This is a genomic window from Kumtagia sp., assembly GCF_059502445.1.
The window spans coordinates 38,804-64,159 of record NZ_JCACER010000028.1 but is presented as its reverse complement, the minus strand read 5'-3'; the positions used below and the strand labels follow the sequence as shown (position 1 = coordinate 64,159).

Annotated in this window: 23 protein-coding genes; 16 read left to right on the top strand and 7 right to left on the bottom strand. The window is 67.7% G+C overall.

The genetic code is table 11. The annotated features are described in order from the left end of the window. The first annotated feature begins 25 nt into the window (after nucleotides 1–25). The 3 genes from AC5JDC_RS12180 to AC5JDC_RS12170 are packed head-to-tail and all read left to right on the top strand — an operon-like array spanning nucleotide 26 to nucleotide 2,256. A complete protein-coding gene (locus tag AC5JDC_RS12180) occupies nucleotides 26–793 on the top strand; it encodes an ABC transporter ATP-binding protein (protein WP_495841581.1) in 768 nt (255 codons plus the stop codon). Between the two features lie 6 nt (nucleotides 794–799). Then, a complete protein-coding gene (locus tag AC5JDC_RS12175; protein ID WP_106774582.1) occupies nucleotides 800–1,555 on the top strand; it encodes an ABC transporter permease in 756 nt (251 codons plus the stop codon). Further along, on the top strand, nucleotides 1,552–2,256 hold the full coding sequence (locus AC5JDC_RS12170; protein ID WP_106774583.1) for a fumarylacetoacetate hydrolase family protein: 705 nt from the start codon (nucleotides 1,552–1,554) through the stop codon (nucleotides 2,254–2,256). Before AC5JDC_RS12175 ends, AC5JDC_RS12170 begins: the two co-directional genes overlap by 4 nt. A 54-nt stretch (nucleotides 2,257–2,310) precedes the next feature. Here AC5JDC_RS12170 and AC5JDC_RS12165 read toward each other — a convergent pair whose 3' ends face one another. Continuing rightward, on the bottom strand, nucleotides 2,311–3,285 hold the full coding sequence (locus AC5JDC_RS12165; RefSeq protein ID WP_495841580.1) for a LysR family transcriptional regulator: 975 nt from the start codon (nucleotides 3,283–3,285) through the stop codon (nucleotides 2,311–2,313). Between the two features lie 103 nt (nucleotides 3,286–3,388). Here AC5JDC_RS12165 and AC5JDC_RS12160 point away from each other — a divergent pair, with 103 nt between their 5' ends. After that, nucleotides 3,389–3,949: a YybH family protein gene (locus AC5JDC_RS12160; protein WP_495841579.1), complete on the top strand. Its 561-nt coding sequence runs from the start codon at nucleotides 3,389–3,391 to the stop codon at nucleotides 3,947–3,949. A gap of 57 nt (nucleotides 3,950–4,006) precedes the next feature. Here AC5JDC_RS12160 and AC5JDC_RS12155 read toward each other — a convergent pair whose 3' ends face one another. Next, nucleotides 4,007–4,888: a LysR family transcriptional regulator gene (locus AC5JDC_RS12155; RefSeq protein WP_495841578.1), complete on the bottom strand. Its 882-nt coding sequence runs from the start codon at nucleotides 4,886–4,888 to the stop codon at nucleotides 4,007–4,009. Nucleotides 4,889–5,258: 370 nt separating this feature from the next. Here AC5JDC_RS12155 and AC5JDC_RS12150 point away from each other — a divergent pair, with 370 nt between their 5' ends. The 4 genes from AC5JDC_RS12150 to AC5JDC_RS12135 all read left to right on the top strand — a co-directional run bounded on the left by AC5JDC_RS12150 (nucleotide 5,259) and on the right by AC5JDC_RS12135 (nucleotide 9,858). Further along, the gene (locus AC5JDC_RS12150; RefSeq protein WP_495841577.1) at nucleotides 5,259–5,507 is read left to right on the top strand and encodes a YgjV family protein; all 249 of its coding nucleotides are present in this window, start codon (nucleotides 5,259–5,261) and stop codon (nucleotides 5,505–5,507) included. 1 nt (nucleotide 5,508) lies between these two features. Next, nucleotides 5,509–6,042 (top strand): GNAT family N-acetyltransferase, encoded by a 534-nt coding sequence (locus tag AC5JDC_RS12145; RefSeq protein WP_495841576.1) that lies wholly within the window; start codon nucleotides 5,509–5,511, stop codon nucleotides 6,040–6,042. A 29-nt stretch (nucleotides 6,043–6,071) separates the two neighbouring features. Continuing rightward, nucleotides 6,072–6,518: a hypothetical protein gene (locus AC5JDC_RS12140; RefSeq protein ID WP_495841575.1), complete on the top strand. Its 447-nt coding sequence runs from the start codon at nucleotides 6,072–6,074 to the stop codon at nucleotides 6,516–6,518. Nucleotides 6,519–6,744: 226 nt separating this feature from the next. Then, nucleotides 6,745–9,858 carry a beta strand repeat-containing protein gene (locus AC5JDC_RS12135; protein WP_495841574.1) on the top strand — a complete coding sequence of 1,038 codons (3,114 nt, stop codon included), beginning with the start codon at nucleotides 6,745–6,747 and terminating at the stop codon, nucleotides 9,856–9,858. Between the two features lie 135 nt (nucleotides 9,859–9,993). Here the strand turns inward: AC5JDC_RS12135 and AC5JDC_RS12130 are convergent, their stop codons facing one another. Next, the gene (locus AC5JDC_RS12130) at nucleotides 9,994–10,662 is read right to left on the bottom strand and encodes a GntR family transcriptional regulator (RefSeq protein ID WP_495841573.1); all 669 of its coding nucleotides are present in this window, start codon (nucleotides 10,660–10,662) and stop codon (nucleotides 9,994–9,996) included. A 138-nt stretch (nucleotides 10,663–10,800) separates the two neighbouring features. On the opposite strand from AC5JDC_RS12130, the gene AC5JDC_RS12125 reads away from it, so the two are divergent. The 8 genes from AC5JDC_RS12125 (at nucleotide 10,801) to AC5JDC_RS12090 (ending at nucleotide 19,582) form a co-directional block, all read left to right on the top strand. Then, on the top strand, nucleotides 10,801–11,388 hold the full coding sequence (locus tag AC5JDC_RS12125) for an amino acid synthesis family protein (RefSeq protein ID WP_106774591.1): 588 nt from the start codon (nucleotides 10,801–10,803) through the stop codon (nucleotides 11,386–11,388). After that, a complete protein-coding gene (locus tag AC5JDC_RS12120; RefSeq protein ID WP_495841572.1) occupies nucleotides 11,381–13,183 on the top strand; it encodes an alpha/beta fold hydrolase in 1,803 nt (600 codons plus the stop codon). Before AC5JDC_RS12125 ends, AC5JDC_RS12120 begins: the two co-directional genes overlap by 8 nt. Before the next feature lie 4 nt (nucleotides 13,184–13,187). Beyond that, a complete protein-coding gene (locus AC5JDC_RS12115; RefSeq protein WP_495841571.1) occupies nucleotides 13,188–14,225 on the top strand; it encodes an LLM class flavin-dependent oxidoreductase in 1,038 nt (345 codons plus the stop codon). An 11-nt stretch (nucleotides 14,226–14,236) separates the two neighbouring features. Continuing rightward, entirely contained in the window at nucleotides 14,237–15,712 is a 1,476-nt protein-coding gene (locus AC5JDC_RS12110; protein WP_495841570.1) for an aldehyde dehydrogenase, read from the top strand. A gap of 74 nt (nucleotides 15,713–15,786) precedes the next feature. Further along, entirely contained in the window at nucleotides 15,787–16,791 is a 1,005-nt protein-coding gene (locus AC5JDC_RS12105) for an ABC transporter substrate-binding protein (RefSeq protein ID WP_495841569.1), read from the top strand. A gap of 67 nt (nucleotides 16,792–16,858) precedes the next feature. Further along, complete coding sequence (locus AC5JDC_RS12100) at nucleotides 16,859–17,704, top strand: ABC transporter permease (RefSeq protein WP_495841568.1); 846 nt, start codon at nucleotides 16,859–16,861, stop codon at nucleotides 17,702–17,704. Between the two features lies 1 nt (nucleotide 17,705). After that, nucleotides 17,706–18,506, top strand: a complete 801-nt coding sequence (locus tag AC5JDC_RS12095; RefSeq protein WP_495841567.1) for an ABC transporter permease — start codon at nucleotides 17,706–17,708, stop codon at nucleotides 18,504–18,506. Then, nucleotides 18,503–19,582, top strand: a complete 1,080-nt coding sequence (locus AC5JDC_RS12090; protein WP_495841566.1) for an ABC transporter ATP-binding protein — start codon at nucleotides 18,503–18,505, stop codon at nucleotides 19,580–19,582. Before AC5JDC_RS12095 ends, AC5JDC_RS12090 begins: the two co-directional genes overlap by 4 nt. A gap of 60 nt (nucleotides 19,583–19,642) precedes the next feature. On the opposite strand, the gene AC5JDC_RS12085 is transcribed toward AC5JDC_RS12090, so the two are convergent. Genes AC5JDC_RS12085 through AC5JDC_RS12070 form a run of 4 tightly spaced genes read right to left on the bottom strand, consistent with a single transcriptional unit; the run spans nucleotide 19,643 to nucleotide 25,354 of the window. Beyond that, a complete protein-coding gene (locus AC5JDC_RS12085) occupies nucleotides 19,643–21,379 on the bottom strand; it encodes an ABC transporter ATP-binding protein (RefSeq protein WP_495841565.1) in 1,737 nt (578 codons plus the stop codon). A gap of 34 nt (nucleotides 21,380–21,413) precedes the next feature. Beyond that, nucleotides 21,414–22,508, bottom strand: coding sequence for a DUF2218 domain-containing protein (locus tag AC5JDC_RS12080; protein ID WP_495841564.1), 1,095 nt, complete (start codon nucleotides 22,506–22,508; stop codon nucleotides 21,414–21,416). After that, nucleotides 22,501–24,480: a Fe(3+)-hydroxamate ABC transporter permease FhuB gene (gene fhuB / locus AC5JDC_RS12075; RefSeq protein ID WP_495841563.1), complete on the bottom strand. Its 1,980-nt coding sequence runs from the start codon at nucleotides 24,478–24,480 to the stop codon at nucleotides 22,501–22,503. Before fhuB ends, AC5JDC_RS12080 begins: the two co-directional genes overlap by 8 nt. Further along, complete coding sequence (locus AC5JDC_RS12070) at nucleotides 24,473–25,354, bottom strand: iron-siderophore ABC transporter substrate-binding protein (protein ID WP_495841562.1); 882 nt, start codon at nucleotides 25,352–25,354, stop codon at nucleotides 24,473–24,475. The genes fhuB and AC5JDC_RS12070 overlap by 8 nt, the downstream gene beginning before the upstream one ends. Nucleotides 25,355–25,356 lie beyond the last annotated feature (2 nt).

Here is a 25,356-nt window from a genome sequence, read left to right as displayed (position 1 = left end):
CGTCTTGCGAAAGGAACCGTCGACGATGCCCGCAGCAGTCGACACGATCGTGGGGGTGCGGGGCATCTCGAAAAATTACGGAAACGTCGAGGCGCTGCGCGGCATCGACCTCGACTTTCCCAGGGGCAAGCTGACCAGCCTGCTCGGCCCGAGCGGCTGCGGGAAGACGACGCTGTTGAAGATCATCGCCGGCCTGATAGAGGCCGACGCCGGCACGGTCACGATCGACGGCAAGGTGGTCAGGGCGCCCGGTCCGGAACGCGCCTTCGTGTTCCAGGATTTCGCGCTGATGCCGTGGGCGACGGCGCTGCGCAACGTCGCCTTCGGCCTCGAACTGCGCGGCAGGGCCAGGGCGGAGCGCGAGGAGATCGCCCGCCACTATCTGTCGGAGGTCGGGCTCGCCGGCTTCGAGGACAAGTATCCGCACGAGCTGTCGGGCGGCATGCGCCAGCGCGTCGGCCTGGCGCGCGCGCTGTCGGTCGATGCAGACGTGCTTTTGCTCGACGAGCCGTTCTCGGCGGTGGACGAGCAGAACCGGCGAAAGTTCCAGGAGGACCTGATCCGGCTGCGCGCCACGCAGAACAAGACCTTCATCTTCGTGACGCATTCGATCGAGGAGGCGGTCTACATCTCCGACCGCATCGTGCTCTTGTCGCCGCGTCCCGGCCGGGTTTCGCAGATCATCGAGCCGGACATCGACCGCTCCGGCGATCCCGAGCGCATCCACCGCGACAAGCACTACCTCGATACGGTCGACGAGATATGGCAGGGATTGCGGCAATATGTGGAGTGACCGGCCATGACGCTGTTCGGCTACCGCGTGCCGATGATGGCCTCGCTGCTGGTCTGGTGCCTGGCATGGGAGATCGTCGGCCGGCTCGACCTGGTGTTCCTGCTGCCGCCCTTCAGCGACGTGCTTCGGGCCGTCGTCGGTCTCGTGCAGACGCCGTCCTGGCAGGGTGCGACGCTGACGACGCTGCGCGCCTTCGTCACCGGCATGACGCTGGCGATCGTGATCGGCGTGCCGCTCGGGGTGCTGATGGGCCGCGTCCGGGTGGCCGACGACCTGCTCGGCATGTGGGTCAACATCTTCTCCAGCGCGCCGCTGTCGGCGCTGGTGCCGGTGCTGATGATCCTGTTCGGCTTCGGCGAGCGGACCATCGTGGCGGCGGTGTTCCTGTTCGCGATCTGGATCATCGTGCTCGATACCCGCGCCGGCGTCCGCCACATCTCACCGTCGCTGATCGAGATGGCGCGCTCCTACGGCGCGACGCGGCGCGCGCTCTACGCCAAGATCATCCTGTGGGCGGCGCTGCCGGAAATCCTCGCCGGCATCCGGCTCGGCCTCATCCGCGGCGTCAAGGGCGTCGTGATCGGCCAGCTGCTCGTCTCCATCATCGGCTACGGGGCGCTGTTCGAGACGTTCTCGCGCAACTTCCGCATGGCCGAGTTCTGGGCCCTCACCATCATCCTCTTCGCCTTCGCCCTGCTGATCGCCGAACTGATCGAGAGGGCCGAAGCCAAGGTCGAATATTACGCAGGAGCTAGACAGTGACCGTTCATACCAAGGCCGCGACCTACGTCATCGAGCCGCCCGTCATCCCGACGATACCGGTGGCCAACTCCGACGACCTGTTCCCGGTGCGCAGGGTCTATTGCGTCGGCCGCAACTATGCCGCGCATGCCGTCGAGATGGGGCACGACCCCGACAAGGAACCGCCCTTCTTCTTCCAGAAGAATCCCGACAATCTGAACATAAGCGGGGAGTTCCCCTATCCGCCCGCCTCGAACGACGTCCACTACGAGATCGAGATGGTGGTGGCGCTGAAGGGCGGCGGCAGGGACATCCCGCTCGACAGGGCGCTGGACTGCGTGTTCGGCTACGGCGTCGGCCTCGACATGACGCGGCGCGACCTGCAAGGCAAGGCCAAGGATATGGGTCGGCCCTGGGAGGTCGGCAAGGCCTTCGAGGCGTCGGCGCCCTGCTCTGCGCTTGTTCCGGCCAGCGCAATCGGCAATCCGTCCAGCGGCGCCATCTGGCTCGACGTCAACGGCGAGCGCCGGCAGACCGGCGACCTCAACCAGATGATCTGGAAGGTGCCGGAGATGATCAGCTACCTCTCCGGCCTGTTCACTCTGAAGCCCGGCGACGTCATCCTGTCGGGAACGCCGGCCGGCGTCGGCGCCGTCAAGCGCGGCGACGTGCTCAAGGGCCATGTCGACGGCATCGGCGACCTAGAGGTGCGGGTGGTGTGAGGCGAACGGTCTTGCCGTAGCGCTGATGATCGCCGGCGCGGCCGCGCCGTCAGCCTATCGAGTGCGACGGTCGGGCCGGGTTTGGGCTCCTCCGCCCAGTCCTTCGAGGAGGGTGACCAGCCACGCCATGCCGGCGTCGCGCATCGCCGGCTGCGGCGCCACGATCGTCAGGGCGAACTTGCCGAGCGGCAGGGGAGGCTCGATGCCGATCACGCCGAAGCGGCTCGCATGCAGCTCGACGAAGCGTCGCGGCAACGCTGAGATCAGATCGCTGTCGGCAAGCACCGCGAGCGCGAACATGAAATTCGGAACCGTCAGCGCAACCCGCCGCGAAAACCCTTGCCCGGCAAGGACATTGTCGACGAAGCCGTGGGAGTCTCCGGTTTGCGACACCACCAGGTGCCGCAGCCGGCAGTAGTTCGACACGCTGGGGGCGGCCGCGAACGGGTGGCCGGCGCGCGCGGCGACGATGAAATCCTCCTGGTAGAGAAGGCTCCGCCAGAACCGGACGGGAGGATCGTCATAGGGTAAGACGGCGACATCCATCATGCGCGCTTCCAGCTCGGCAAGGGCATCCTGCCAGGCGACCGCTGGGGAGGTTTCTCCCTGCCGAGGCAGCAACTGGCGGATGCCGATGGCTATGCCGGGTGCCGCATGCGCCAGCTTTTCGAGCAAGGCCGGCAGGAACACGGCGGACACGCCGTCCGGCGCTCCGATGGTGAAGCGCCGCGTCGATGTCGCCGGATCGAACGGCCGGGCGGTGGCGACGACACCCCGGACGCGGGACAGGATATCGGCGATCGGCTGATCGAGTTCTTCCGCGCGCTGCGTCGGAACGACGCCCCTGGGCGTCTTCAGAAACAGCGGGTCTCCCAGCAGCGAGCGCAAGCGGCCGAGGCCGTGGCTCACCGCCGATGGCGAGAGGTTGAGGCGCTGCGCCGCCCGCCCGACATGGCGCTCCTCGAACACGGCTTCGAACAGAACCAGCAGGTTGAGGTCGATTCGCGACAGATCGATTTCATGCAGCATATTGCTGAAATCATATCATTGGATTCATGAGACCGGAAGTGAGAAGACAGGCCATGCCCGGCACCGGCCGGCACATGACCCAACGGAGCGAATGGATATCCCGATGCTCATGTTCAGGCGCATCAGCAACCCGAAGCGACGCGCGGCGAAAAAAATCTCGCGGCGCACGGCCATGACACTCGCCCTTGCCGCTCCGCTGTCCGCCCGCGCCGCGCAGGCATCGCCGGATGCGGACGATGTGCTTGCCGACATCATCCGCCGCACCGAGCAGCAGGCGGCGGCTTTCATGGCCGGCGACATGACAAGATGGGCGGCGCTCATCCGGCTGTCGGACGATTTCACGCTGATGCAGCCGTTCGGTGGTCCGGCCAGCCACGGTTTCGACGGCAGCCCGCGGCATTTGGCCGAACTTGCCGCCTACTTCCGCAATGGCGACGGAACGCTCGAGGTCAGCCAGTCCCATGTGACCCGGGACATGATCGTCCTGGTGATGGTCGAACGCCAGCATGGGGAGGTCGGTGGCCTTCCGGACCAGGAATGGTCGCTGCGGGTGACGCAGGTCTACCGGCGGCAGGGCGCGGAATGGCTCCTGGTGCATCGCCATGCGGACCCGCTGGTGCGCAAGATCGGCCTGGAGCGGGCCGCCGCACTGGCGCGCGGCTGAACGGCAAAGTTCGACACGCGGCGGGCTAAGCCGCGCGCCGCCGGAGGTAGTATCATGTCAACGCGACGATATCAGCAGTTCGGCCCGCTCGGCCGCGAAATTGATGAAGGTCCGTACCCGTGCCGGCACGAAGCGCTGGCGCGGATAGACGAAATACAGCGATCTCGGCGGGGTCGAGTATTCCGGGAGGACGCGCACCAGCGCCTGCTGACCGCGCCAGGCTTTTTCCATCGGCGCCGGCAGGTAGCCGATGCCAAGATCGAGGTCGATGAAGCTGCGGCTTACATAGAAGTCGTTGGAGGTGATCGGCGCGTCGAGCGTCACGTCGACGATCTCGCCGCGATACAGCATTTTCCCGTCGCGGCTGAAGCCGACGATCTGATGATCGGCCAGATCTTCGAGCGTTTGCGGCGTGCCGTGGCGGTCGAGATAGGCCTGGCTGGCGTAGTAGCCGCCGTACCCGTCCATGATTTTCCGCACGATAAGGCTCGAATCCTTCAGCGGGCCGACACGGATGGCAAGGTCGATGCCTTCGGCGACCAGGTCGGCGATCCGGTCCATCACCAGCACCTCGACCTTCACGGCCGGGAATTTCTGCCGGTAGGCCATGATCAGCTCGGGCAGCAGGCTGCGGCCGAACACCGTGGGGCCGGTTATCCGCAGCGTGCCCGTCGGTTCGTCGTTGTCGGAGGCGAGTTCCGCCTCGGCGGTCTCGATCTCCTGCAGCGCGGTGCGGCAGCGGTCGAGATAAAGCTCTCCGGCCGACGTCGCCCGCAGCTGCCGCGTCGTCCGATGGATGAGCGTCGTGCCGAGGCGCTTTTCGAGCGCCGCGACCTTGGCGCTGACGGTCGTCGTGGGCATGCCGAGCAGACGGGCCGCGGCGGCGAAGCTGCCAGCCTCCAGGACGCGGACGAAGACAGTGATCTCATCGATGCGCATATCCTGCATTATGCAGAATATTGCACGGTGAATCCAGTCTATGCCGACTAATGCAAAAGGCAGATATGAAGTAGAAGCTTCGGGCTGAAGAGAAACAACTTCGGGTGTCTTGAACCCCCCTTGGGGTCATGGTGACCCGGGTCAGACTACAAGAGAAGATAGCAGGCGCAGTTCTTGAAATCATAGATCAGTCGAGCGCGCCTGCGGTGCCCTCCAAACCATCGTCACGCTGACAGGCCTGCACCATCCGCGCAGGGCTGTGCCGGAGGTTTGCCTGGACCGGGTGCCTTGGACAGGGCAGCGGCCAGGCGACGAAGGCGGGCAAAGCCGGCTGCCGCGGCGTCGTGGCCTCAATCGTGGGGAGAATCGCATGGACTTCTGGACGGAAGCTATCGGCTTTCTGGGCAGCGGCTTCGCCGTGCTCACCTACTGGATGCGGGACATGCTGCCGCTGCGGATCGCAGCGGTGCTGAGCTGCCTGTTCTTCATCGCCTATGCGGTGGCGATCGGCAGCCTGCCGCTGCTGACGATGGAAATCGTGCTGTTGCCGATCAACGCCTACCGGCTGCTCGAATTGCGCCGCGGCAGGCAGCCGGCCAAGGCGCAGGCGAGGATCTGACATGCTGGAAAGACCGAACCCGATCATCCGGCGGGCAGCCAGGGACGAGATCGCCGAGATCGCCGATCTCGTCGCGGCGGCCATCGAGACGTTCCGCGGCATCGTCCGCGACAAGGTGCTCGACCTCTACATCCAACACTCCCGCGATGCCGTCGCCCGCTGGAACCACGACGTCCTGGTCGTCGAGGCGGAAGGCCGCCTGGCCGGCACTGTCACCTATGTCGATCGAACGCATGAAGCCGGATACGGCCTGCCGGCGGACTGGTCGACATTCCGCACGCTCGCCGTTCATCCATGGGCACGCGGCAGGGGGCTCGGCGCCGCCCTGGTTCAGCATTGCATCGAAACGGCTCGCCGCGACGGGGCGTCGGTGCTGGGCATCCATGCCGGCGCCTTCATGGCGATCGCGCGCGGCATGTACAAGCGGGCCGGCTTCGTGCGCTGCCCCGAATACGATCTGTTTGCCTCCGGCGTCTTCGACTTCGACCCGTCCGAGGGCGATGTCCTGGTCGCGGCCTATCGGCTGGACCTTTGACCCGCGCGGCGCATCCAAGGAACACGATCATGCCAGAGACGCACCTCTATCTGTTGCTGTGGGCCGCGCTGTCCTTCTGGGTGCTCGGGCAGATCTGGCTGGTGCAGATCGTCATCTATCCGCTGTTCGCCAGGGTCGGCGAGCGCGACTATGTCGGTTACCACGGGTTCTATTCGCGGCGCATTCCGCTGCCGGTGATCCTGCCGGGTTTCGCCAGCTTCCTGCTGCCGATGGCGCTCGCATTGTTCGGGCCGGCCGTGCCGCCGTGGATGACCATCGTTAACATAGCGGCGGGAGTCGTCGGCCTCCTGGTGACCGTCGGTCTGGAAATCCCACGGCACGGCAAGCTGGAGAAGTCGGGCAAGAACGAGCCCCTTATCGCTGAGCTCATCCGCTACAACTGGCCACGCACGGCCTCGATCACCGTCCAGGCGATCGTCACGATGTTCATGCTGGCGCACGTGCTCGGAGGCTGATCGAAGCTCCACCATAACAACAAGGCAAAGGCGCCGCGGTTTCAGCCGCCAGGATCACGACCGACGGTCGATGCATCCGGCTGCTTGCCGCAAACGACCTGACGCCACTCTCCATCCAGCTGGAATTTCGCGCCGCCGGCCATATCGGCCGGCGAACCCTGCCGCTCGCCGGCAGCAAACCTGGCCGCTCCTGCGGCGAAGCAAAATTTTGGAAGGAACAACGACAATGGCTGAAATTATCGGCAACGACGAGGACAATTTCCTGAAAGCGATCGAGTTCAACTCCGACGACGTCATTCGCGGCCTCGGCGGCAACGACGTACTCGACGGGGATTTCGGCAATGATGTCCTGGATGGCGGCTCGGGCGTCGACACCGCCTTCTTCGACGCATTGGGTTTCGGCTGGACGATCAATCTGCAAACCGGACTTGCCGTCGTCAACGGCGGAACACAGGGCCGCGCCGAACTGATCAGCATCGAGAACGTCACCGGATCCACCCTCCGCGACGCCATCCTGGGCAATGCCGGAGCCAATGTGCTCGACGGCCGCGATGGCGACGACACGATGAGCGGCGCCGGCGGCGACGACCTGCTGATCGGCGGCCTCGGCAACGACACGCTCGACGGCAATGAGGGCAACGATACGTTCGTCGGCGGTTCCGGCGGCGATGTCATGACCGGCGGCGACGGCATCGACACGGCCGACTATTCGAACAGCAACCAGGGCGTCACAGTCAACCTGACCGATGGGTTCGGCTTTCTCGGCGATGCCGGTGGCGACAGGCTGTTCGGCATCGAGAACCTGCTCGGCTCGACCCATGGAGACCACCTCCTCGGCAATGGAGCGGCCAATTTCCTGGCGGGCGGCGCAGGCGTCGACAAGATCGAGGGTGGCGCAGGCAACGACAAGATCGAGGGCGGCGCCGATGCCGACCTGCTGGACGGCGGCGCCGGCATCGACCAGCTCCGCTATGCCGGTTCGTCGGCCGGCGTGTTCGTCAGCCTCGCGGGCAACGTCGCCTTGTTCGGTGATGCGGCGGGCGACACGATCATCAGGTTCGAGGACCTCGTCGGCTCGAATTTCGACGACGTGCTCGAGGGCAGCAACGATCGCAACTTCCTCGGCGGGTTGAACGGCGCCGACCAGTTGCTCGGCCAGGGCGGCGACGACACGCTGTTCGGCGACGCCGGCAATGACGGGCTGGACGGCGGCGACGGCAGCGACGTTCTCGTCGGCGGTGCCGGCGCGGATGTGCTGATAGGCGGCGCCGGCGTCGACGCCGCGTCCTATGCCAACGCCGGCAGCGCCGTCACGGTTTCCCTTGCCGCGAACTCAGGCACGGGCAGCGATGCGGCCGGAGACACGTTCTCCGGCATCGAAAACCTGATCGGATCGCGCTTCGGCGACACGCTGGATGGCGACAATGGGGGCAACGTGCTCTTCGGCCTCGATGGCGGCGACACGCTGCGCGGGCTGGACGGCGCCGACTCGCTGGACGGCGGCCTCGGCGGCGACAAGCTGTTCGGCGGCGCCGGCAACGATCTGCTCAATGGCGGCGCCGGCGCGGACCAGTTGGTCGGCGGCACCGGCATCGACCGGGCGAACTATGTCGCCTCGGGCGCCGGCGTGCAGGTTTTCCTCGACGGCGGACTGGGCTTCCAGGGCGACGCGCAGGGCGACACGTTTAGCGGTATCGAGGAAGTCGTCGGCTCGAACTTCGCCGACCTCCTGGTCGGCGACGCCGCCAACAACTTCTTCGGCGGCCTCAATGCCGACGACTTCCTTGCCGGGGACGCCGGCGATGACACGATGTTCGGCGACGCCGGCAGTGACCAGATGTTCGGCGGCGACGGCCGGGATGTCCTGGTCGGCGGCGCTGGCGCTGACACACTCGACGGCGGCGCCGGCATAGATCGCGTCTCCTATCACACCTCCGGCGCCGGCGTTCTGGTCGTTCTCGGCTCGAAGCTCGGCTTCGACGGCGATGCGCAGGGCGACACGCTGGAAGGCATCGAGGAGGTCGTCGGTTCGAATTTCAACGACACGCTCGCCGGCGACAACGCCAACAATTTCCTCGGCGGCCTCAACGGCGCCGACGTGCTGTCCGGCGAAGGCGGTGACGACGAGTTGTTCGGCGATGGCGGCGCCGACGCACTCGACGGCGGCGCCGGCAACGACATCCTTGTCGGCGGCGCCGGCGGCGACAAGATCAACGGCGGCGCGGGCATCGACACGGCGAGCTATGCCAATGCCGCCTCGGCCATCATCGTGAACATCTCCGACGACGATACTTTCGTCGTATCGGGCGATGCGCCTGGCGACGAACTCATAAGCATCGAAAACCTGACTGGTTCCCGCTTCGACGACGGGTTGGTCGGCAGCAACGGTGCGAACAAGCTGTCGGGAGGGGACGGAAACGACTTGCTGGAAGGACGCGGCGGCGACGATCTGCTCGACGGCGGCGCCGGCGCGGACGGCCTGACCGGCGGCCTGGGCAACGATCTCTATGTTGTGGACTTCAGGGAAGACAACATCATCGAGCGCGCCGGGGAAGGGACGGCCGACCGGGTGGCGGCCGCGGTGGACTTCGCCCTTCAGTCCACCGACGATATCGAAATCCTGACGACGACCAACACCACGAGCACGGCCGCCATCGACCTCACCGGCAATGAACTGCGGCAGAAGATCACCGGCAACGCCGGCGCCAACGTCCTGCATGACGGCGGCAGCGGCAAGGCCGACGTGATGACGGGCCTCGGCGGCAACGACAGCTACCGGGTATTCAATTCCGGCGACGTCATCGTCGAGAAGGCCGGCCAGGGGAGCGGCGACAAGGTGATCGCCGCCGTCGACTACAAGCTCGGCGCCGCCGTCCAGGTCGAGATCATGCAGACCAACGGCTCGGCCGGAACGGCGGCGATCGACCTGACCGGCAACGAGTTCGGCCAGCAGATCATCGGCAATGCCGGCGCCAACCGGCTGGAGGGCAAGGGCGGCAACGACACGTTGAGCGGCGGCAGCGGCGCCGACACGTTCGTGTTCGCTTCGAAGCTCGGGGCGGGAAATGTCGACAGGATCGTCGACTTCAGCGTGCCGGCCGATCGCATGCTCCTGTCGGACGCGTTCTTCACGGCGCTCGACACCGGCACGCTGTCGGCGGCGGCCTTCCGCGCCAACACGACTGGGCTGGCGCAGGATGCTTCCGACCGCATCATCTATGAGCGCGATACCGGAAAGCTGTTCTACGACGCTGACGGCGCCGGCGGTTCCGCAGGCATCCACTTCGCCACGCTCACCGTCGGCCTGGCGCTGACCAACGCCGACTTCTCGATCGCCTAGACCGCCCGGGGCAGCCGCGTTCCGCCGCCGGCAGGGCGGGACGCGGAGGGCAGGGGCCGGGCAGATCGCCGGAAGCCGGCGGACTGCCCGGCTATCCGCACGACCGGCGACCCGGCCGAGCGCCGCCGGCTTCCATCACCGCGACCGCAGCAGGTTCTGCGCGATATGCCAGGCCTGCTCGACGTGCCGCCGGGCGGCTGCTTCCGCCCGCTCGGGATCACGCGACCTGATCGCATCCATGATGGCCGTCATCTCCGCGATGGCCGGCTTGCGGCGGTCCGCCGAGGCGATGGTCATGGACCGCAACTGGTTGATGCGCACGTTCAGCCCCTGCACGATCTCCCAGGCGATGTGCTTGCCGGCGGCCCCGAAAAGCTCCTCGTAGAATTTCGTCGTCGCGCGCATCACCTTGATCGGTTCGCTGGCCGCCCATGCTTCGAGCAATCCGTCGAAGGCGGCATCGAGGCCGGCGATCTGCCGATCCGTCGCCGATTGGGCGCAGGCGCGCGCGGCGATCCCCTCCAGCAGCGCCCGCAATTCATAGATCTCGTCGGTGCGGTTGAGATCCGGCTTGGCGACCGCGGGGCCGTGCCCGGGGATCATCTCGACGAGTCCCTCGGTCTCCAGTTGCCGCAGAACCTCGCGGACCACCGACCGGCTCACCCCGAGCTGGTCGCATAGCGGCCGCTCGACCAGCCGTTCTCCGGGCTGGAAGCGGAAATCCATGATGGCCTCGCGCATCCGCTCGAGCGCCAGCGTCCGCAAGGTCTTGGTCGAGCGTTCGATCCGGAGCGTTTCGTCCATCGGGCGGGAAGCCTTTTCTGCGAAGCCCAAGAAAACAGATTCGGCGATCCATTGACAGGGTATGTGGTCGATAGTAGTATGGTATACCATAAGACAATGCAAGGCTGAGCCATGCCCGGCCTGTCGAGGTACCCTCTCATGACGCCTGCCATCCGAAAGACCGTCACCTATGTCGAGAACACGCTGGTCGAGGGTGGCAAGGCAGCGCCCCGGCCGCTGCGGCTGATCGGCGTCGCCGCGGTGCTGGCCAATCCGTGGGCGGGGCGTGGCTTCACAGAGGATCTGTCGCCGGAAATCCGCGCCTGCGCGCCGGTGCTCGGCGAGATGCTGACGCGCGAGATTCTCGCCGTCGCCGGTTCGGGCGACGCGATCGAAGGCTATGGCAAGGCGGCCATCTGCGGCACGGCGGGCGAGATCGAGCATGCGTCGGCGCTGATCCACACGCTGCATTTCGGCAATCATTATCGCCGCGCGGTCGGCGCCAAGACCTATCTCGCCTTCACCAACCTGCGCGGCGGGCCGAACACCCCGATCATGATCCCGCTGATGGACAAGAACGACGAGGGCCGCCGCTCGCATTATCTGACCGTGCATTTCCAGATCGGCGATGCGCCGGCACCCGACGAGCTCGTCGTGGCGCTGGGCGCGTCGATCGGCGGCCGGCCGCACCACCGCATCGGCGACCGCTACCAGGATCTCAAGGAGGTCGGCGACCTTCATGGCTGAGCGGCTCGCCATGCCCGCCCGCCTGCGCGGCGGCGCCTCTGCCGGGACCGGCTATATCCGCGCCGGCGCGGGCGAGCCGCTGCTGCTGATCCACGGCGTCGGCATGAATGCGGCGATCTGGCAGCCGCAGATCGAGTTGCTGAAGGAGCGCTACGACGTCGTCGCCATCGACATGCTCGGCCATGGCGAATCCCGGTTGCCGCCGGAAAATCCGGTTCTCGCCGACTACGCCGGGCAGGTGATCGAGCTGCTCGATCATCTCGGCCTGGACAGGGTGTCGATCGTCGGCCATTCGATGGGCGCGCTGGTCGCCCAGGAAGTGGCACTGCGCGCACCGCAACGCGTCAGGCGCATCGTGTCGCTCAACGCCGTGTTCCGGCGCCCGCCGTCGCTCGCCCGGGCGGTGCGCGAGCGTGCCGCCGGCCTGAACGGTCACCATCACGGCTCCGGCGTCGATGCCACCATCGCGCGCTGGTTTGGCGATCCCGTGCCTGCCGGACTGGCCGATGCCGCGGCGAAAGCCCGCGATGCGCTGACGCGCGTCGATCCCGAGGGTTACACGCGGACCTATCGGCTATTCGCACATGCCGACGCGGACCATGTCGAGCGCCTGCCGGACCTGGCGATGCCCGCCCTGTTCATGACGGGATCGGACGACGCGAACTCGTCGCCGGCGATGTCGGCGGCGATGGCGCGGCTGGCACCGCTCGGCCGCTGTGTCGTGCTGGACGGCGAAAGGCACATGATGGCCCTCGCTTCGCCCGAGAAGGTGACGCGGCATATCGCCGATTTTCTCCAAGCCGATGCGGGGTGGTCGACCGGGTCGCAAGCCGACGCGGGCGTCGATGCCATGGAATTCAGGCGGGCGCTCGGCTCGTTCCTGACCGGCGTCACCATCGTGACGACGGTCGGCGCCGACGGCGAACCCCGGGGGTTCACCGCCAACTCGTTCACCTCGGTGTCGCTCGATCCGCCGCTCGTTCTGGTCTGCATCGCCAAGAAGGCGCACGGCCATCCGGTGTTCGCCGCCTCGCGGAGCTTTGCCGTCAACGTGCTCGGCGAGAGCCAGAAGGCCGCGTCCGGCGTCTTTGCGTCGAAGGCGGCGGACAAGTTCGCGGCGGTCTCATGGCGTCCGGGCTCGACAGGTTCTCCGATGATCGGCGGCTCCGTCGCCGCCTTCGATTGCGACATGGAGCAATTGGTGGACGCCGGCGATCATTCGATCCTCATCGGCCGGGTCCGCGATTTTTCCCACAATGCATCGCAGCCGCTCGGCTATTGCCGCGGCGCCTACGTCAATTTCGGTCTCAGCCAGGAAGCGCTGGCGACCGCGCCGCCGAACATGGAGGTCGGCGCCATTCTCGAACATGAAGGCCGCGTGCTGTTCTTCGAGGCGGCGGACGGCTCGCACGTACTGCCCGCCGGCATCGGCCTGGGCGCACCGGGCGATGCCGCAAGCCTCAAGGGACGCCTGGCAGCCAGGGCCGTCGACGCTCAACTCGGCTTTCTCTTCGCGGTCTGGGACGACACCGCGAGGCCGTCGCGCACCCACGTCTACTACCGTGGTACGCTCGATGCGCCCTTGCCCGGCGACCGTCAGGCCCGTCTCGTGGACATAGAGCGCATCGCCGACCTGAAGATAGCCGACCCGGCGGTGCGCATCATGCTCGCCCGCTACGTCCGGGAGCGAACCGAGGACGCCTTCGGCGTCTATGTCGGCAGCGAGATCGAAGGCGAGGTGCAGCCGCTGGCCAGGCGGGTGCCCGCCGCCGTCCCTTCCTCCGGTGTCAGGTAGAAGAATGAAGTTCTCGCTTTTCGTGCATATGGAACGTTCCGATCCGGCGAAGCCGCATGTCGAGCTGCTGGCGGAGCTGGAGGAGTTCGTGCTGATGGCGGAGGACGCGGGCTTCGAGGCGGCCTGGATCGGCGAGCATCACGGGATGGAGTTCACCATCTCGCCAAACCCGTTCATCAACATCGCCTATCTCGGCGCCAGGACGAAGCGCATCCGCCTGGGCACCGGCACCATCGTCGCCCCCTTCTGGCATCCCATCAAGCTTGCCGGCGAGGCAGCGATGGCCGACGTCGCCACCGGCGGCCGGCTCGACATCGGCATCGCGCGCGGCGCCTACAGCTACGAATATCAGCGGCTGTCGCCGGGTCTCGACGCGTGGGGTGCCGGCCAGCGCATGCGCGAGATCATCCCGGCGATCCGGGGCCTGTGGGACGGCGATTTCGAGATGTCCGGGGAGTTCTGGTCGTTCCCCGCCACGACGTCGTCGCCCAAGCCGGTGCAGACTCCCTATCCGCCGATCTGGGTGGCCGCCCGCGATCCCAATTCGCACGATTTCGCCGTGGCCGGCGGGTGCAACGTGCAGGTGACGCCGCTCGCGTCGGGCGACGCGGAGGTGGCCAGCCTGATGGAGCGCTTCAACGACGCCTGCGCCGCGCACCCCGAGGTGGAGCGGCCGCAGATCATGCTCTTGATGCATACCTTCGTCGCGGAGGATGCCGCCGAGACCGAACGGCTGACCGGCGACCTGTCGAATTTCTACTGCCAGTTCGGGGCGTGGTTCCAGAACAAGAAGCCGGTGCGCCAGGGGTTCCTCGAAGCGCTGACCGAAGACGAGATCGCGGCCATGCCGCAATATGCACCGGAGACGATTAGGCGGAACCTGGTGATCGGCGAGGCCGACGCGGTGATCGCCCGCCTGAAGGCGTATGAGGCGCTCGGCTACGATCAGTATTCCATCTGGATCGACAGCGGCCTCTCGCACGAGCGCAAGAAGAAGTCGCTTCAGCTCTTCGTCGACAGGGTGATGCCGGCTTTCCAGTAAGCGAGATGGTGATGACCGCAGCCGCATTCCGCAACTACATAGACGGCCGGTTCGCCGAGGCCGCGGCGACCTTCGACAGCGTCGATCCGTCGACGGGTGCGGCCTGGGCGACGATGCCGGCGGCAACGGCGGCCGACGTCGACCGCGCCGTCGAAGCCGCGCACCGGGCGCTGCGCTCCGGGCCGTGGGCGTCGATGACGGCGACCGCCCGCGGCAAGCTTTTGGTGCGCCTGGGCGATCTCGTCGCCGCCAATGCCGACTGGCTGGCCGAGCTCGAGACCCGCGACACCGGCAAGATCATCCGCGAGACCCGGGCGCAGATCGCCTATGTCGGCGATTACTACCGCTATTACGGCGGCCTCGCCGACAAGCACGAGGGCGCCTACGTTCCCATCGACAAGGCGGACATGGAGGTGACGGTACGGCCGGAGCCGATCGGCGTGGTCGCCGCGGTGGTGCCGTGGAACTCGCAGCTCTTCCTGTCCGCCGTCAAGCTCGGCCCGGCGCTCGCCGCCGGCTGCACCGTCGTGCTCAAGGCGTCGGAGGAGGGCCCGGCGCCGTTGCTGGCCTTCGCCGAACTGGTCGATGAAGCGGGCTTTCCGGCCGGAAGCGTGAACATCCTCACCGGTTTCGGCCAGGATTGCGGCCGGCGTCTCACCGGCCATCCGCTGGTCGCGCGCGTCGCCTTCACCGGCGGCCCGTCCACCGCGCGCGAGATCGTCCGCAACACCGCCGAAAACCTCGCCTACACGACGCTCGAGCTCGGCGGGAAGAGCCCGGTCGTCGTGTTCGCCGACGCCGACCTGGATAGCGCCGCCAACGCCGTCGTTGCCGGCATATTCGCCGCGAGCGGCCAGAGCTGCGTCGCCGGCTCGCGGCTGCTGGTCGAGCGCTCCGTCAAGGAGGCATTTCTGGATAGCCTGAAGCGGAAGGCGGAAACCATCAGCATCGGCGACCCGCAGGATCCGGCCACCGAAATGGGGCCGCTGGCTACGGTACGCCAGCGCGAAAGGATCGAGGCGATCGTGGCCGAAAGCCTGGCGAAAGGCGGCAAGCTCGTCACCGGCGGAAAAAGGCCCGAGGGCGGCGCGAGCGGCTTCTACTACGCCCCGACGATCATCGACGCCGGCAGCCCCGACCTGCCTTGCGTGCGCGAGGAGCTGTTCGGCCCGGTGCTGAGCGTGCTGCCGTTCGATACCGAGGCCGAGGCGCTGACGCTCGCCAACGACACGCCGTTCGGCCTCGCGTCGGGCGTCTTCACCACCAATCTCGGCAAGGCGCACCGCATGGCGCGCGGCATTCACGCCGGCGTCGTCTGGGTCAACACCTACAGGGCCGTCTCGCCGCTGGTGCCCTTCGGCGGTTACGGCCTGTCCGGCCTCGGCCGGGAAGGCGGGCTGGACGCCATCCGCGACTACACGCGCTCGAAATCCGTCTGGATCCGGACCTCCGACGAGCCGATCCCCGACCCGTTCGTGATGCGGTGAAGGTAGGCGCTCGGATGGGGAGCGCCAACAGTGAAGCAAGAGCAAAATCAGAACAAACCACAGAGGAGAATGACATGAAACTTGTACTGGCCGGCATCATGGCCGGGCTTCTGGCCGCCACCGCCGCACAGGCCGAGGAAATGGTGTTCACGAGCTGGGGCGGCACCACACAGGAAGCGCAGGCCAAATCCTGGGCGGAGCCGTTCACCGCCGAAACCGGGATCAAGGTCTTGCAGGACGGCCCGACCGACTACGGCAAGCTGAAGGCCATGGTCGACAGCGGCAGCGTGAGCTGGGACGTGATCGACGTCGAGATGGATTTCGCCATCAAGGCGGCGAAGGACGGCCTGCTCGAGCCGATCGATTTCAACGTGGTGCCCAAGGCCGATCTCGATCCGCGCTTCACCACCGATCATGCAGTCGGCAGCTTCTACTATTCGTTCGTGCTCGCCTGGAACAAGGGCGCCGTGTCCGGCGAGCCGGCCGGATGGGCCGACATGTTTGACCTGACGAAATACCCGGGCAAGCGGACCTTCTACAAATGGTCGGCCCCGGGCGTCATCGAGATCGCGTTGCTGGCCGATGGGGTGCCGGCCGACAAGCTCTATCCGCTCGACCTCGACCGCGCCTTCAAGAAGCTGGACACCATCAAGCCGGAGATCGTCTGGTGGAGCGGCGGGGCGCAGTCGCAGCAGCTCATCGCCTCGGGCGAGGCGACGTTCGGGCAGCTCTGGAACGGCCGCGTGTTCGCGCTGCAGGAAGAGGGCGCCGATGTCGGCGTGTCGTGGAACCAGAACATGACGGCGGCCGACGTGCTGGTCGTCCCCAAGGGCGCCAAGAACAAGGATCTGGCGATGAAGTTCCTCGCCGCCGCCACCAGCCCCTCGGCGCAGGCGAGCTTCGCCGAGGCGAGCGGCTACGCGCCGATCAACACCGCGGCCAAGGCGGAGATGCCGGAAGAGGTGGTCAAGTCGCTGCCGGACGCCTTTGTCGACGGGCAGATCAATCTCGACATGAACTACTGGGCCGAGAACCGCGATTCGATCGCGACGCGCTGGTACGCCTGGCAGGCGCAATAGCGTGGCGGACGTCAACCTGACCCTGCGGGAGTCGAAGGCTCCCGCGGGGCAAGCCGGGACCGCTGCCATGCCGGGCAAAGCGCCTTTCGGATTTCCCGCGGGACTGGGCGGCGCGCTCCCCGCCCTAGTCCTGGTCACCCTGTTTTTCGTTGTGCCCGTCGTGGCGCTGCTGCTGCGCAGCGTCACCGAGCCGGAGCCAGGCCTGCAGAACTACGCGACCCTGTTCGGCGACGGCACCTATGCCCGGATATTCCTCAACACCTTCCTGGTCGCGTCGGTGGTCACCGCCGTCACAATCGTCGTGGCGTTTCCCGTCGCCTGGATGCTGGCGATCATGCCGCCCGCTCTCGGCTCGATCGTCTTCGGCGTCATCATCCTGTCGATGTGGACCAACCTGCTCACGCGCACCTATGCCTGGATGGTCCTGTTGCAGCGCACCGGCGTCATCAATCGGACGCTGATCGGCCTCGGCATCATCGACGAGCCGCTGCCGCTCATCAACAACCTGACCGGCGTCACCATCGGCATGGTCTACATCATGCTGCCGTTCATGATCCTGCCGCTGGTCGGCACCTTGCGGGCCATCGACCCGATGACGCTGCGCGCCGCGGCGCTGTGCGGCGCGAGCCCCTTCGCCGCCTTCCGCCGCATCCTGCTGCCGCTGTCGCTTCCCGGTGTCGCCGCCGGCGGCCTCATGGTCTTCGTCATGTCGCTCGGCTATTTCGTCACGCCGGCGCTGCTCGGCGGCACGTCGAACATGATGCTGGCCGAGATGATCGCCCAGATGATCCAGTCGCTGCTCAACTGGGGCCTCGGCAGCGCCGCCGCCTTCGTCCTGCTTGCCGTGACCATGGCGCTCTACGCGCTGCAGCTGCGGCTCGTCGGCGCCAGGCGTGTGGGGGGAGGGGCCTGAGGTGCTGCTCGACTACGACCGCATGGGCTGGCTGCGCGTGATGCTTCTCGGCATCACCGGGCTGGTGACCGCCTTCCTGCTGCTGCCGGTAGTGTTCATCGTGCTCCTGTCCTTCGGGTCGTCGCGCTGGCTCGCCTTCCCGCCGCCAGGCTGGACGCTGAAATGGTACGGCGAGTTGCTGGCCGATCCGGCCTGGCTCGGCGCGGCGCTGACCAGCATGCGCATCGCGGCGATTGCCGCCGCGCTGGCGGTCGTCATCGGGCTGTTCGCCTCCTTCGCGCTGGTGCGCGGCGAGTTTCGCGGGCGCAACGTGCTGCGCGGGCTGCTGCTGACGCCGATGGTGCTGCCGGTCGTCGTCTTCGCGGTCGCCATCTATGCCTTCTTCCTGCGGCTCGGACTGGGCGGTACGACGGTCGGCTTCGTCATCGCCCACACGGTGCTGGCGCTGCCCTTCGCCATCATCCCGATCGCCACGGCGCTGGAAGGTTTCGACAAGACCATCGAGGACGCCGCGATCGTCTGCGGCGCCAGCCCGCTCGAGGCGAAGCTGCGGATCACCCTGCCGTCGATCAGGATCGGCATCTTCTCGGCGGCGATCTTCGCCTTTCTCGCCTCCTGGGACGAGGTGGTGGTCGCCATCTTCATGGCCAGCCCGACGCTGCAGACCCTGCCGGTCAAGATCTGGGGCAGCCTGCGCCAGGATCTCAGCCCGGTGATCGCCGCCGCGTCCAGCCTGCTCGTCCTGCTGACCCTGTTGCTCATGATCGCAGCGGCGCTGATCCGCTGGAGGTTCTCGAAATGACCCAGCCGTTCCTCGCCATACGCGCCATCCGCAAGACGTTCGGCAGCGTCGTGGCGGTGCACGACGTCACCGTCGATATCCCGAAAGGCGAGTTCCTCACCTTCCTCGGCCCGTCGGGCTCCGGCAAGTCGACCACGCTCTACGCCATCGCCGGCTTCCAGGACCCGACCTCGGGCGACGTCCTGCTGGAGGGCGCCTCGCTCCTGTTGGTGCCGCCGCACAAGCGCAACATCGGCATGGTGTTCCAGCGCTACACGCTGTTTCCGCATCTCAGCGTCGCCGAGAACGTCGCGTTCCCGCTCCGTGTCCGCCGCCGGCCGGACGCCGAGGTGAAGCGCAAGGTCGGCGACATGCTGGCGCTGGTGCGGCTCGAAGGGTTCGCCGACCGGCGCCCGGGCGCTCTGTCGGGCGGCCAGCAGCAGCGGGTGGCGCTGGCGCGGGCGCTCGCCTACGATCCACCGATTCTTTTGATGGATGAGCCGCTTTCCGCCCTGGACAAGAAGCTTCGCGAGGAAATCCAGGCGGAAATCCGCCGGATCCATCGCGAAACCGGCGTGACGATCCTGTATGTCACGCACGACCAGGACGAGGCGCTGCACCTTTCCGACCGCATCGCCCTGTTCAGGGATGGGCGCATCGAGCAGATCGGCAGCGGCGAGGATCTCTACCTGCGCCCGGCAACCGACTTCGTCGCCGGCTTCATCGGCAACTCGAATTTCCTGCCGGCCGAATGCCTAGAGACGGCCGATGGCGCGGCGACGATCCGGCTCGCAGACGGTTCGGTCGTGTCCGGCGTGAGAGTCAATCACGATTTCGGCCGGGGCCAGAAGGCGAGGCTGATGGTGCGGCCGGAGGCCTTCCGTCTCACGCCGGACCATGCCTGCGCCGGGCTGGCGGTGGAGTTCGTCGACACCGCCTTCTTCGGCGAGCGGCGCCGGGTAGTGGCGCGCACCGCCTCCGGGCAGGAGATCGACATCAGGCCGACGTCAGACATGGCGGACGCGCATCGGGGCGGCGCCTCGGGCGGCCGCCGGGTGTTCTTCGATCCCGCCGCCGCATTCCTGTTCCCGGCCTGATACGGCAGCCAGCGCGCCGCAGGGTGATTCTGTGGCGCGCGGACGCCGTGCGCGCGAAAATCAGTCCCCGCCCGTCCTCATGAAGGCGCCCTGCTGGGCCGCGTCCAGCCGGCTGTACAGTCCGCCGCGGCCGACGAGTTCGGCGTGGGAGCCGGTTTCGACGATCCCGGTTTCCGCCACCACGACGATGCGGTCGGCATGGCGGATCGTCGCCAGGCGATGCGCGATGACGAGCGTCGTGCGGCCCTGCGAAAGCTCCGTCAGTGATGCCTGGATCTCGCGCTCCGTCTGTATGTCGAGCGCCGAGGTGGCCTCGTCGAGGATCAGGATCGGTGGGTTCTTCAAAAACATGCGGGCGATCGCCAGCCGCTGCTTCTGCCCGCCGGACAGCTTTACGCCGCGCTCGCCGATGATGGTGTCGAGGCCGTCCGGCAGGGAGGTGATGAGCCCGTCGAGGCGGGCGCGGCGGGCGGCTTCGACAATGTCGCTCTCATGGGCATCCAGCCGGCCATAGGCGATGTTCTCGCGGATGCTGCCGCCGAACAGGAAGACATCCTGCTGGACGATGCCGATATTGGCCCGCAGCGATGCCAGCGTCATGTCGCGGATGTCGATGCCGTCGACGCGGATGGCACCCGCCTGGCATTCGTAGAAGCGCGGCAGCAGCGAGCAGATGGTGGTCTTGCCGGCGCCCGATGGCCCGACGAAGGCGACGGTCTCGCCGGCGTTGATCGTCAGGTCGATGTCCTTGAGGACGGGGCGGCCGTCGTCATAGCCGAAGGAGACGCCCTCGTAGCTTATGTCGCCGGCCAGCGTGCCGACGGCTTTGGCGCCCGGCCGGTCGGCGATGTCGGGCTCGGTGTCGAGCAGGTCGAGGTAGCGCTGGAAGCCGGCGATGCCCTTGGGATAGGTCTCGATCACCGAATTGATCTTCTCGATCGGTCGGAAGAACACGTTCACCAGCAGCAGGAAGCTGACGAAGCCGCCGTTGGTGAGTTCGCCGGTCAGCACGAAATAGCTGCCGGCGATCATCACGATCAGCTGGATCAGCCGCATGCTCAGGTAGCTCAGCGAGGTGCTGGCGGCCATGATGCGGTAGGCGTCGAGCTTGGTCTGCCGGTAGTTGGCGTTGTCCCTGGCGAACAGGCCGCGCTCGTGCTCCTCGTTGCCGAAGGCCTGGACCACGCGCATGCCGCCGATGTTCTCCTCGAGCCGCACGTTGAAGTCGCCGACGCGCCGGTAGATGGCCTGCCAGTTGCGGGTCATGCGGGCGCCGTAGCGGCTGGTGACCCAGGCGACCAGCGGGATGACGGCGGCGGTGATCAGAGCGAGCTCGGCGTCGATCCAGAACATCAGCGCCAGCGCGCCGAGGAAGGTCATCACGGCGATGAACAGATCCTCCGGGCCGTGATGGGCGACCTCGCCGATCTCCTCGAGATCCTTGGTGACGCGGGCGACCAGGTGGCCGGTCTTGTGGTCGTCGTAGAAGCGGAAGGACAGCTTTTGCAGATGGTCGAAGCTGCGCCGCCGCATCTCCGTCTCGATGTTGATGCCGAGCATGTGGCCCCAGTAGACCACCACCGCCATCAGGCCCGTGTTGACGATGTAGATGAACAGCAGTCCGGCGGCGGCCAGCACGATCATCATCCATTGCTGCGTCGGCAGCAGTTCGTCGACGAACAGCTTCACGGCGATCGGAAAGCCCAGCTCCAGCAGGCCGGACAGCACGGCGCAGCAGAAATCGAGAAGGAACAGTCCCTTCCACGGGCGGTAATATTCGAAGAAACGTCGGATCATGGCGGCGGCTCTGTCGGATATGCGGCGTCCGCCGTCAATCCTCTTTGCGGGCTTCGTCGCCGCTGGCGCCGCGGCGCCAGTAGGCGACGACAAGATGTCGGTCGCGGGGAAGGTTTCGCTCGCGCCTGAGATGGCTGCGTATGGCGCGGAAACTCTTGTGCTCGCAACCCGCCCAGGCGAAGGCGGAAACGGTTTCGTCCGGCCAGGCGACGTCGCGCACGCCGTCTGCCAGCAGGGCCGTCGTCCCCGGTTGCGACCCGCCGCGGTGCAGCCACTGGACGTCGAGGGTCGCGGCGGAACGCAACGGCAGCTCGTCGCTCGCGTCGCCGACCTCGATGCGCACGACCGCATGCTTGCCGGCCGGCATCTCCTCGAGGATGCGGGCGATGGCCGGCAGCGCCGTCTCGTCGCCGGCCAGCAGATACCAGTCGGCGTTGCCGATCGAGCCGCCGCCCGGGCCGGTCATGCCGACGCGGTCGCCTGCCTGCGCAGTGGCGGCGAAGCGGGCGCCGGGCATGTCGGCGCCGTCATGCAGGACGAAGTCGATGTCGACCTCTCCGCGGTCCACGTCGATGCGGCGGATTGTGTAGATGCGCACGTCCGGCCGCGCTTCGCTCGGCCATGAGGGGCGGCCGTCCTCGCCCGTCACCGGCCAGGCCGGCACGGCGTCGCGGTCGCGCGGGATGAGCAGGCGCACATGCAGGCCGCCCGCGGCGAAGCGGCCGAGATCGCGTCCCGACAGGGTGAGCCGGCGCATGTGCGGGCCGATGTCGACGGCGCGCGCGACCCGCATTTCGCGGAAATAGGGCAGGGGGCTGCCGGCGGCGCCGTCGCCTTGCCAGGCGATGCGCGGCCTGTCCGCGGCGGCGAGGTGGAGCAGGTTCTCGGCCACCGCCAGCTTGACATAGGCGAGCGCGGTGTCGTCCCGGCCTTCGGCGAAAATTTTCAGGCAGCGTTCGCAGGCTTCGAGTTCCGCCACGCCGAAGCCGGTGTCGATGCGCGCGCACCGGCCTTGGACTTCAGCGCGGCCGTACTCCGCGAAATGCGCGCACAGGCGCTTCATGACATCCTCGGGCGCGGCCAGCGCGATCTCCGCCGACGCCTTCAGGAAGCGGGGCATGTCAGCCATGACGCGAGACTCCTTTGCCGAGCAGGTAGACCAAATAGGGTCCGCTGATGAGCGATGCGAACAGGCCGACCGGCATTTGATAGGGGAAGGCCACCATGCGCGCCAGCCAGTCCGACACCATCATCACCGCCGCACCGAACAGGATCGAGCCGACGAGGTGATGACGCGCGTCGGCAAGGCCGCACAGCCGCGCCAGATGCGGCGCGATCAGGCCGATGAAGCTCAGCGGGCCGACGAACATCGACGCGCCGGCGGTGATGAGGGCTGTCAGCGAGACGAGGACGAGCCGGGCGCCGCGCAAGGGCAGGCCGAGGCTCCGCGCCGTGCCGGCGCCGAGCGGCAGGATGTCGAGCCAGCGCGACACGGCGAGCAGCGGCAGGCAGGTCGCCGCGAGCAGAGCGACCGCCGTCCACACCTGCGGCATTGTCGCGCCGCTGGTGGAACCGCTCAGCCAGCGCAGCAGGATGTAGGACTGGGCGTTGCCGAGCGAGATCACGGCGGTGAAGACGGCGCTGAACAGGGCGCTCATGGCGACGCCGGCCAAGAGCAGCCGTTCCGGGCCGAAATGGCTGCGCGCCGCCGTCGCCAGTATGGCGAGCAGCGCCAGGAAGGCTCCGGCGACCGAGCCGGCGAGCTGCCAGCCCAGCCCCGCCGTGAAGTCCAGCAGGATCACCGCGGTAAGTCCGGCGCCGGCGCCGCTGCCGACGCCCAAGACCTCCGGGCTCGCCAGCGGATTGCCGGTCATGCGCTGGATGACCACGCCGGCCGCGCCGAGCATGCCGCCCGCCGCCCCCGCCAGCGCGAGCCGGGGCACGCGCCATTCCCAGAGTTCGGAGAGCAGCGGGCCGGTCGCGACGAACCAGCCGTCCGGCCCCTGGCCGACGAGCAGCGCCACGGCCGCGGCCACCAGCGTACCGATAACGATGGGCAGCAGCACACGGCCGGGCGCGTCGCTGCGGCGAGCCGTGGCGGCCGGGCGGCTGAGCGACGGCCATTCGAACATCTTCAGCCGGGGCAGCAGCCACAGGAGCAGCGGCCCGCCGAGCAGTGCGGTCGCCGCGCCCGTCGGCACCCGTTCGCCGCCCGGGCCGGCGGCGAGCTGCACCAGCCCGTCCGTCAGCCACAACAGGATGGCGCCGATGAGCGGCGCCGCGACGAGCCGCTGGCGCAGGCTGCGCGCGCCCGACAGCATGGCCAGCGCCGGCGCCGCCAGGCCGACGAAGCCGATGACGCCGACCTCCGCCGCCACCGTCGTCGCGATCCACACGGCAAGCGCGACGACCAGCAGGCGCGTGGCATTCAGCGCCAGTCCGAGATTCTTCGCCGAGGCGTCGTCGAGGCCGAGGATCGACAGCGGCCGCAGCATGAGCAGTGCCGCTCCGATGCCGAGGCAGAGCGGCGGGGCGATCGCGGCGGCCGGTCCCCAGCTCTGCTGCACCAGCGAGCCGCCGCCCCAGATGAACAGCGAGAACAGGTAGTCGCCATTGGCGAGGATCAGGGCGGCGCTGCCGGCGTTGCAGGTCAGCGCCACCATCATGCCGGCAAGCACCACCGACACCGGTTCGAGGCCGCGCCGCCAGGTGAGCGCCATGACGATCGCCACCGCCAACACGCCGCCGGCGAAGGCGACCGCGCCCTGCGACCACGCCATCGCGGCCGGCGCGTAGAGGGTGGCCACCGCCATGGCGAGCTGGGCGCCGGCGGAGATGCCGAGCGTGGAGGGTTCTGCCAGCGGGTTGCGCAGCACGCGCTGCAGCAGCAGGCCGGCGAGGCCGAGCGCGGCGCCCGCCAGGATCGCCACCGCGGCGCGCGGCAGCACCGTGTACCAGAGGATAACCCGCTGCAGGTCGCCATCCATGCCGGCGACTGCCGGATCTGGCCACGCGGCCGCGACCTGCCGGGCAAACAGCGCCAGCGCCGCGGCGGCCAGCAGCCCCCACAGCATCGTCAGGACGGTGCTGCGCTCAGCCATCGCGACCCCATTGGGAGGCGGCATCGGTGAGCAGGCGGGCGAAGCGCCGGGCGGACGGCAGGCCGCCGAAATGGTTGACCGGGTCGATGACGGCGACGCGGCCCTGCCGCACGGCCGGCAGCGCGTTCCACAGCGCGTTGTCGGCCAGCGTGCGCGCCACCTCGGGCGGCAGCGGCGCCATGACGACGATCGCCGCGTCGGGCTGGCGCGCCAGCGCTTCGATGCCCACCGGCGCGGCGGCGCTGTAGCTGGTCGGGTCGGTCCAGGCATTTGCGAGGCCGAGACGCGTCAGCACGTCGCCGGCCATCGAATCGGCGCCGAAGGCTCGGAAATGCCGGGAATCGCCGAGATTGACGACGAAGACCGGCCGCGCGACGAGCGGGCGCAGAATCTCCCGGCACTGCGCCACGAAGTTGGCAGTGTCCTCGACGAGTGCGGCCGCTTGCTGAACCCTTCCGAGCGCATCGCCGAGCGCGACCGCCGCCTGCTCGGCAAGCGGATAGGGCGGCTTTCCGGCTTCGTAGACCGGCAGCGACAGCACCGGTGCCACGCGCTCCAGCGCGGCGCGCTGGTATTCGTAAAAATTCGAGATGACGATTAGGTCCGGCGCGACGAGGCGCAGCAGCTCGTAATTGGGCGTGCCGCGCAGGCCGAGGTCGGCGATCGCCTCGGGCAGCTCCGGCTCGATCACGAGCTGCCGGAACTGGACGAGCTCGGTCCCCGCCGCCGGCTGGACGCCGAGGGCGAGCGTCGTCTCCAGCATGCCCCAGTCGATCACCGCGACGCTTTGCGGCGCCGCGCGCAGCCGGCCGGGCAATGCCGCGGACAGAAGCGCGGAAGCCAGCAGGCTGCGTCTGGTGATGGGTGTGGTCATGC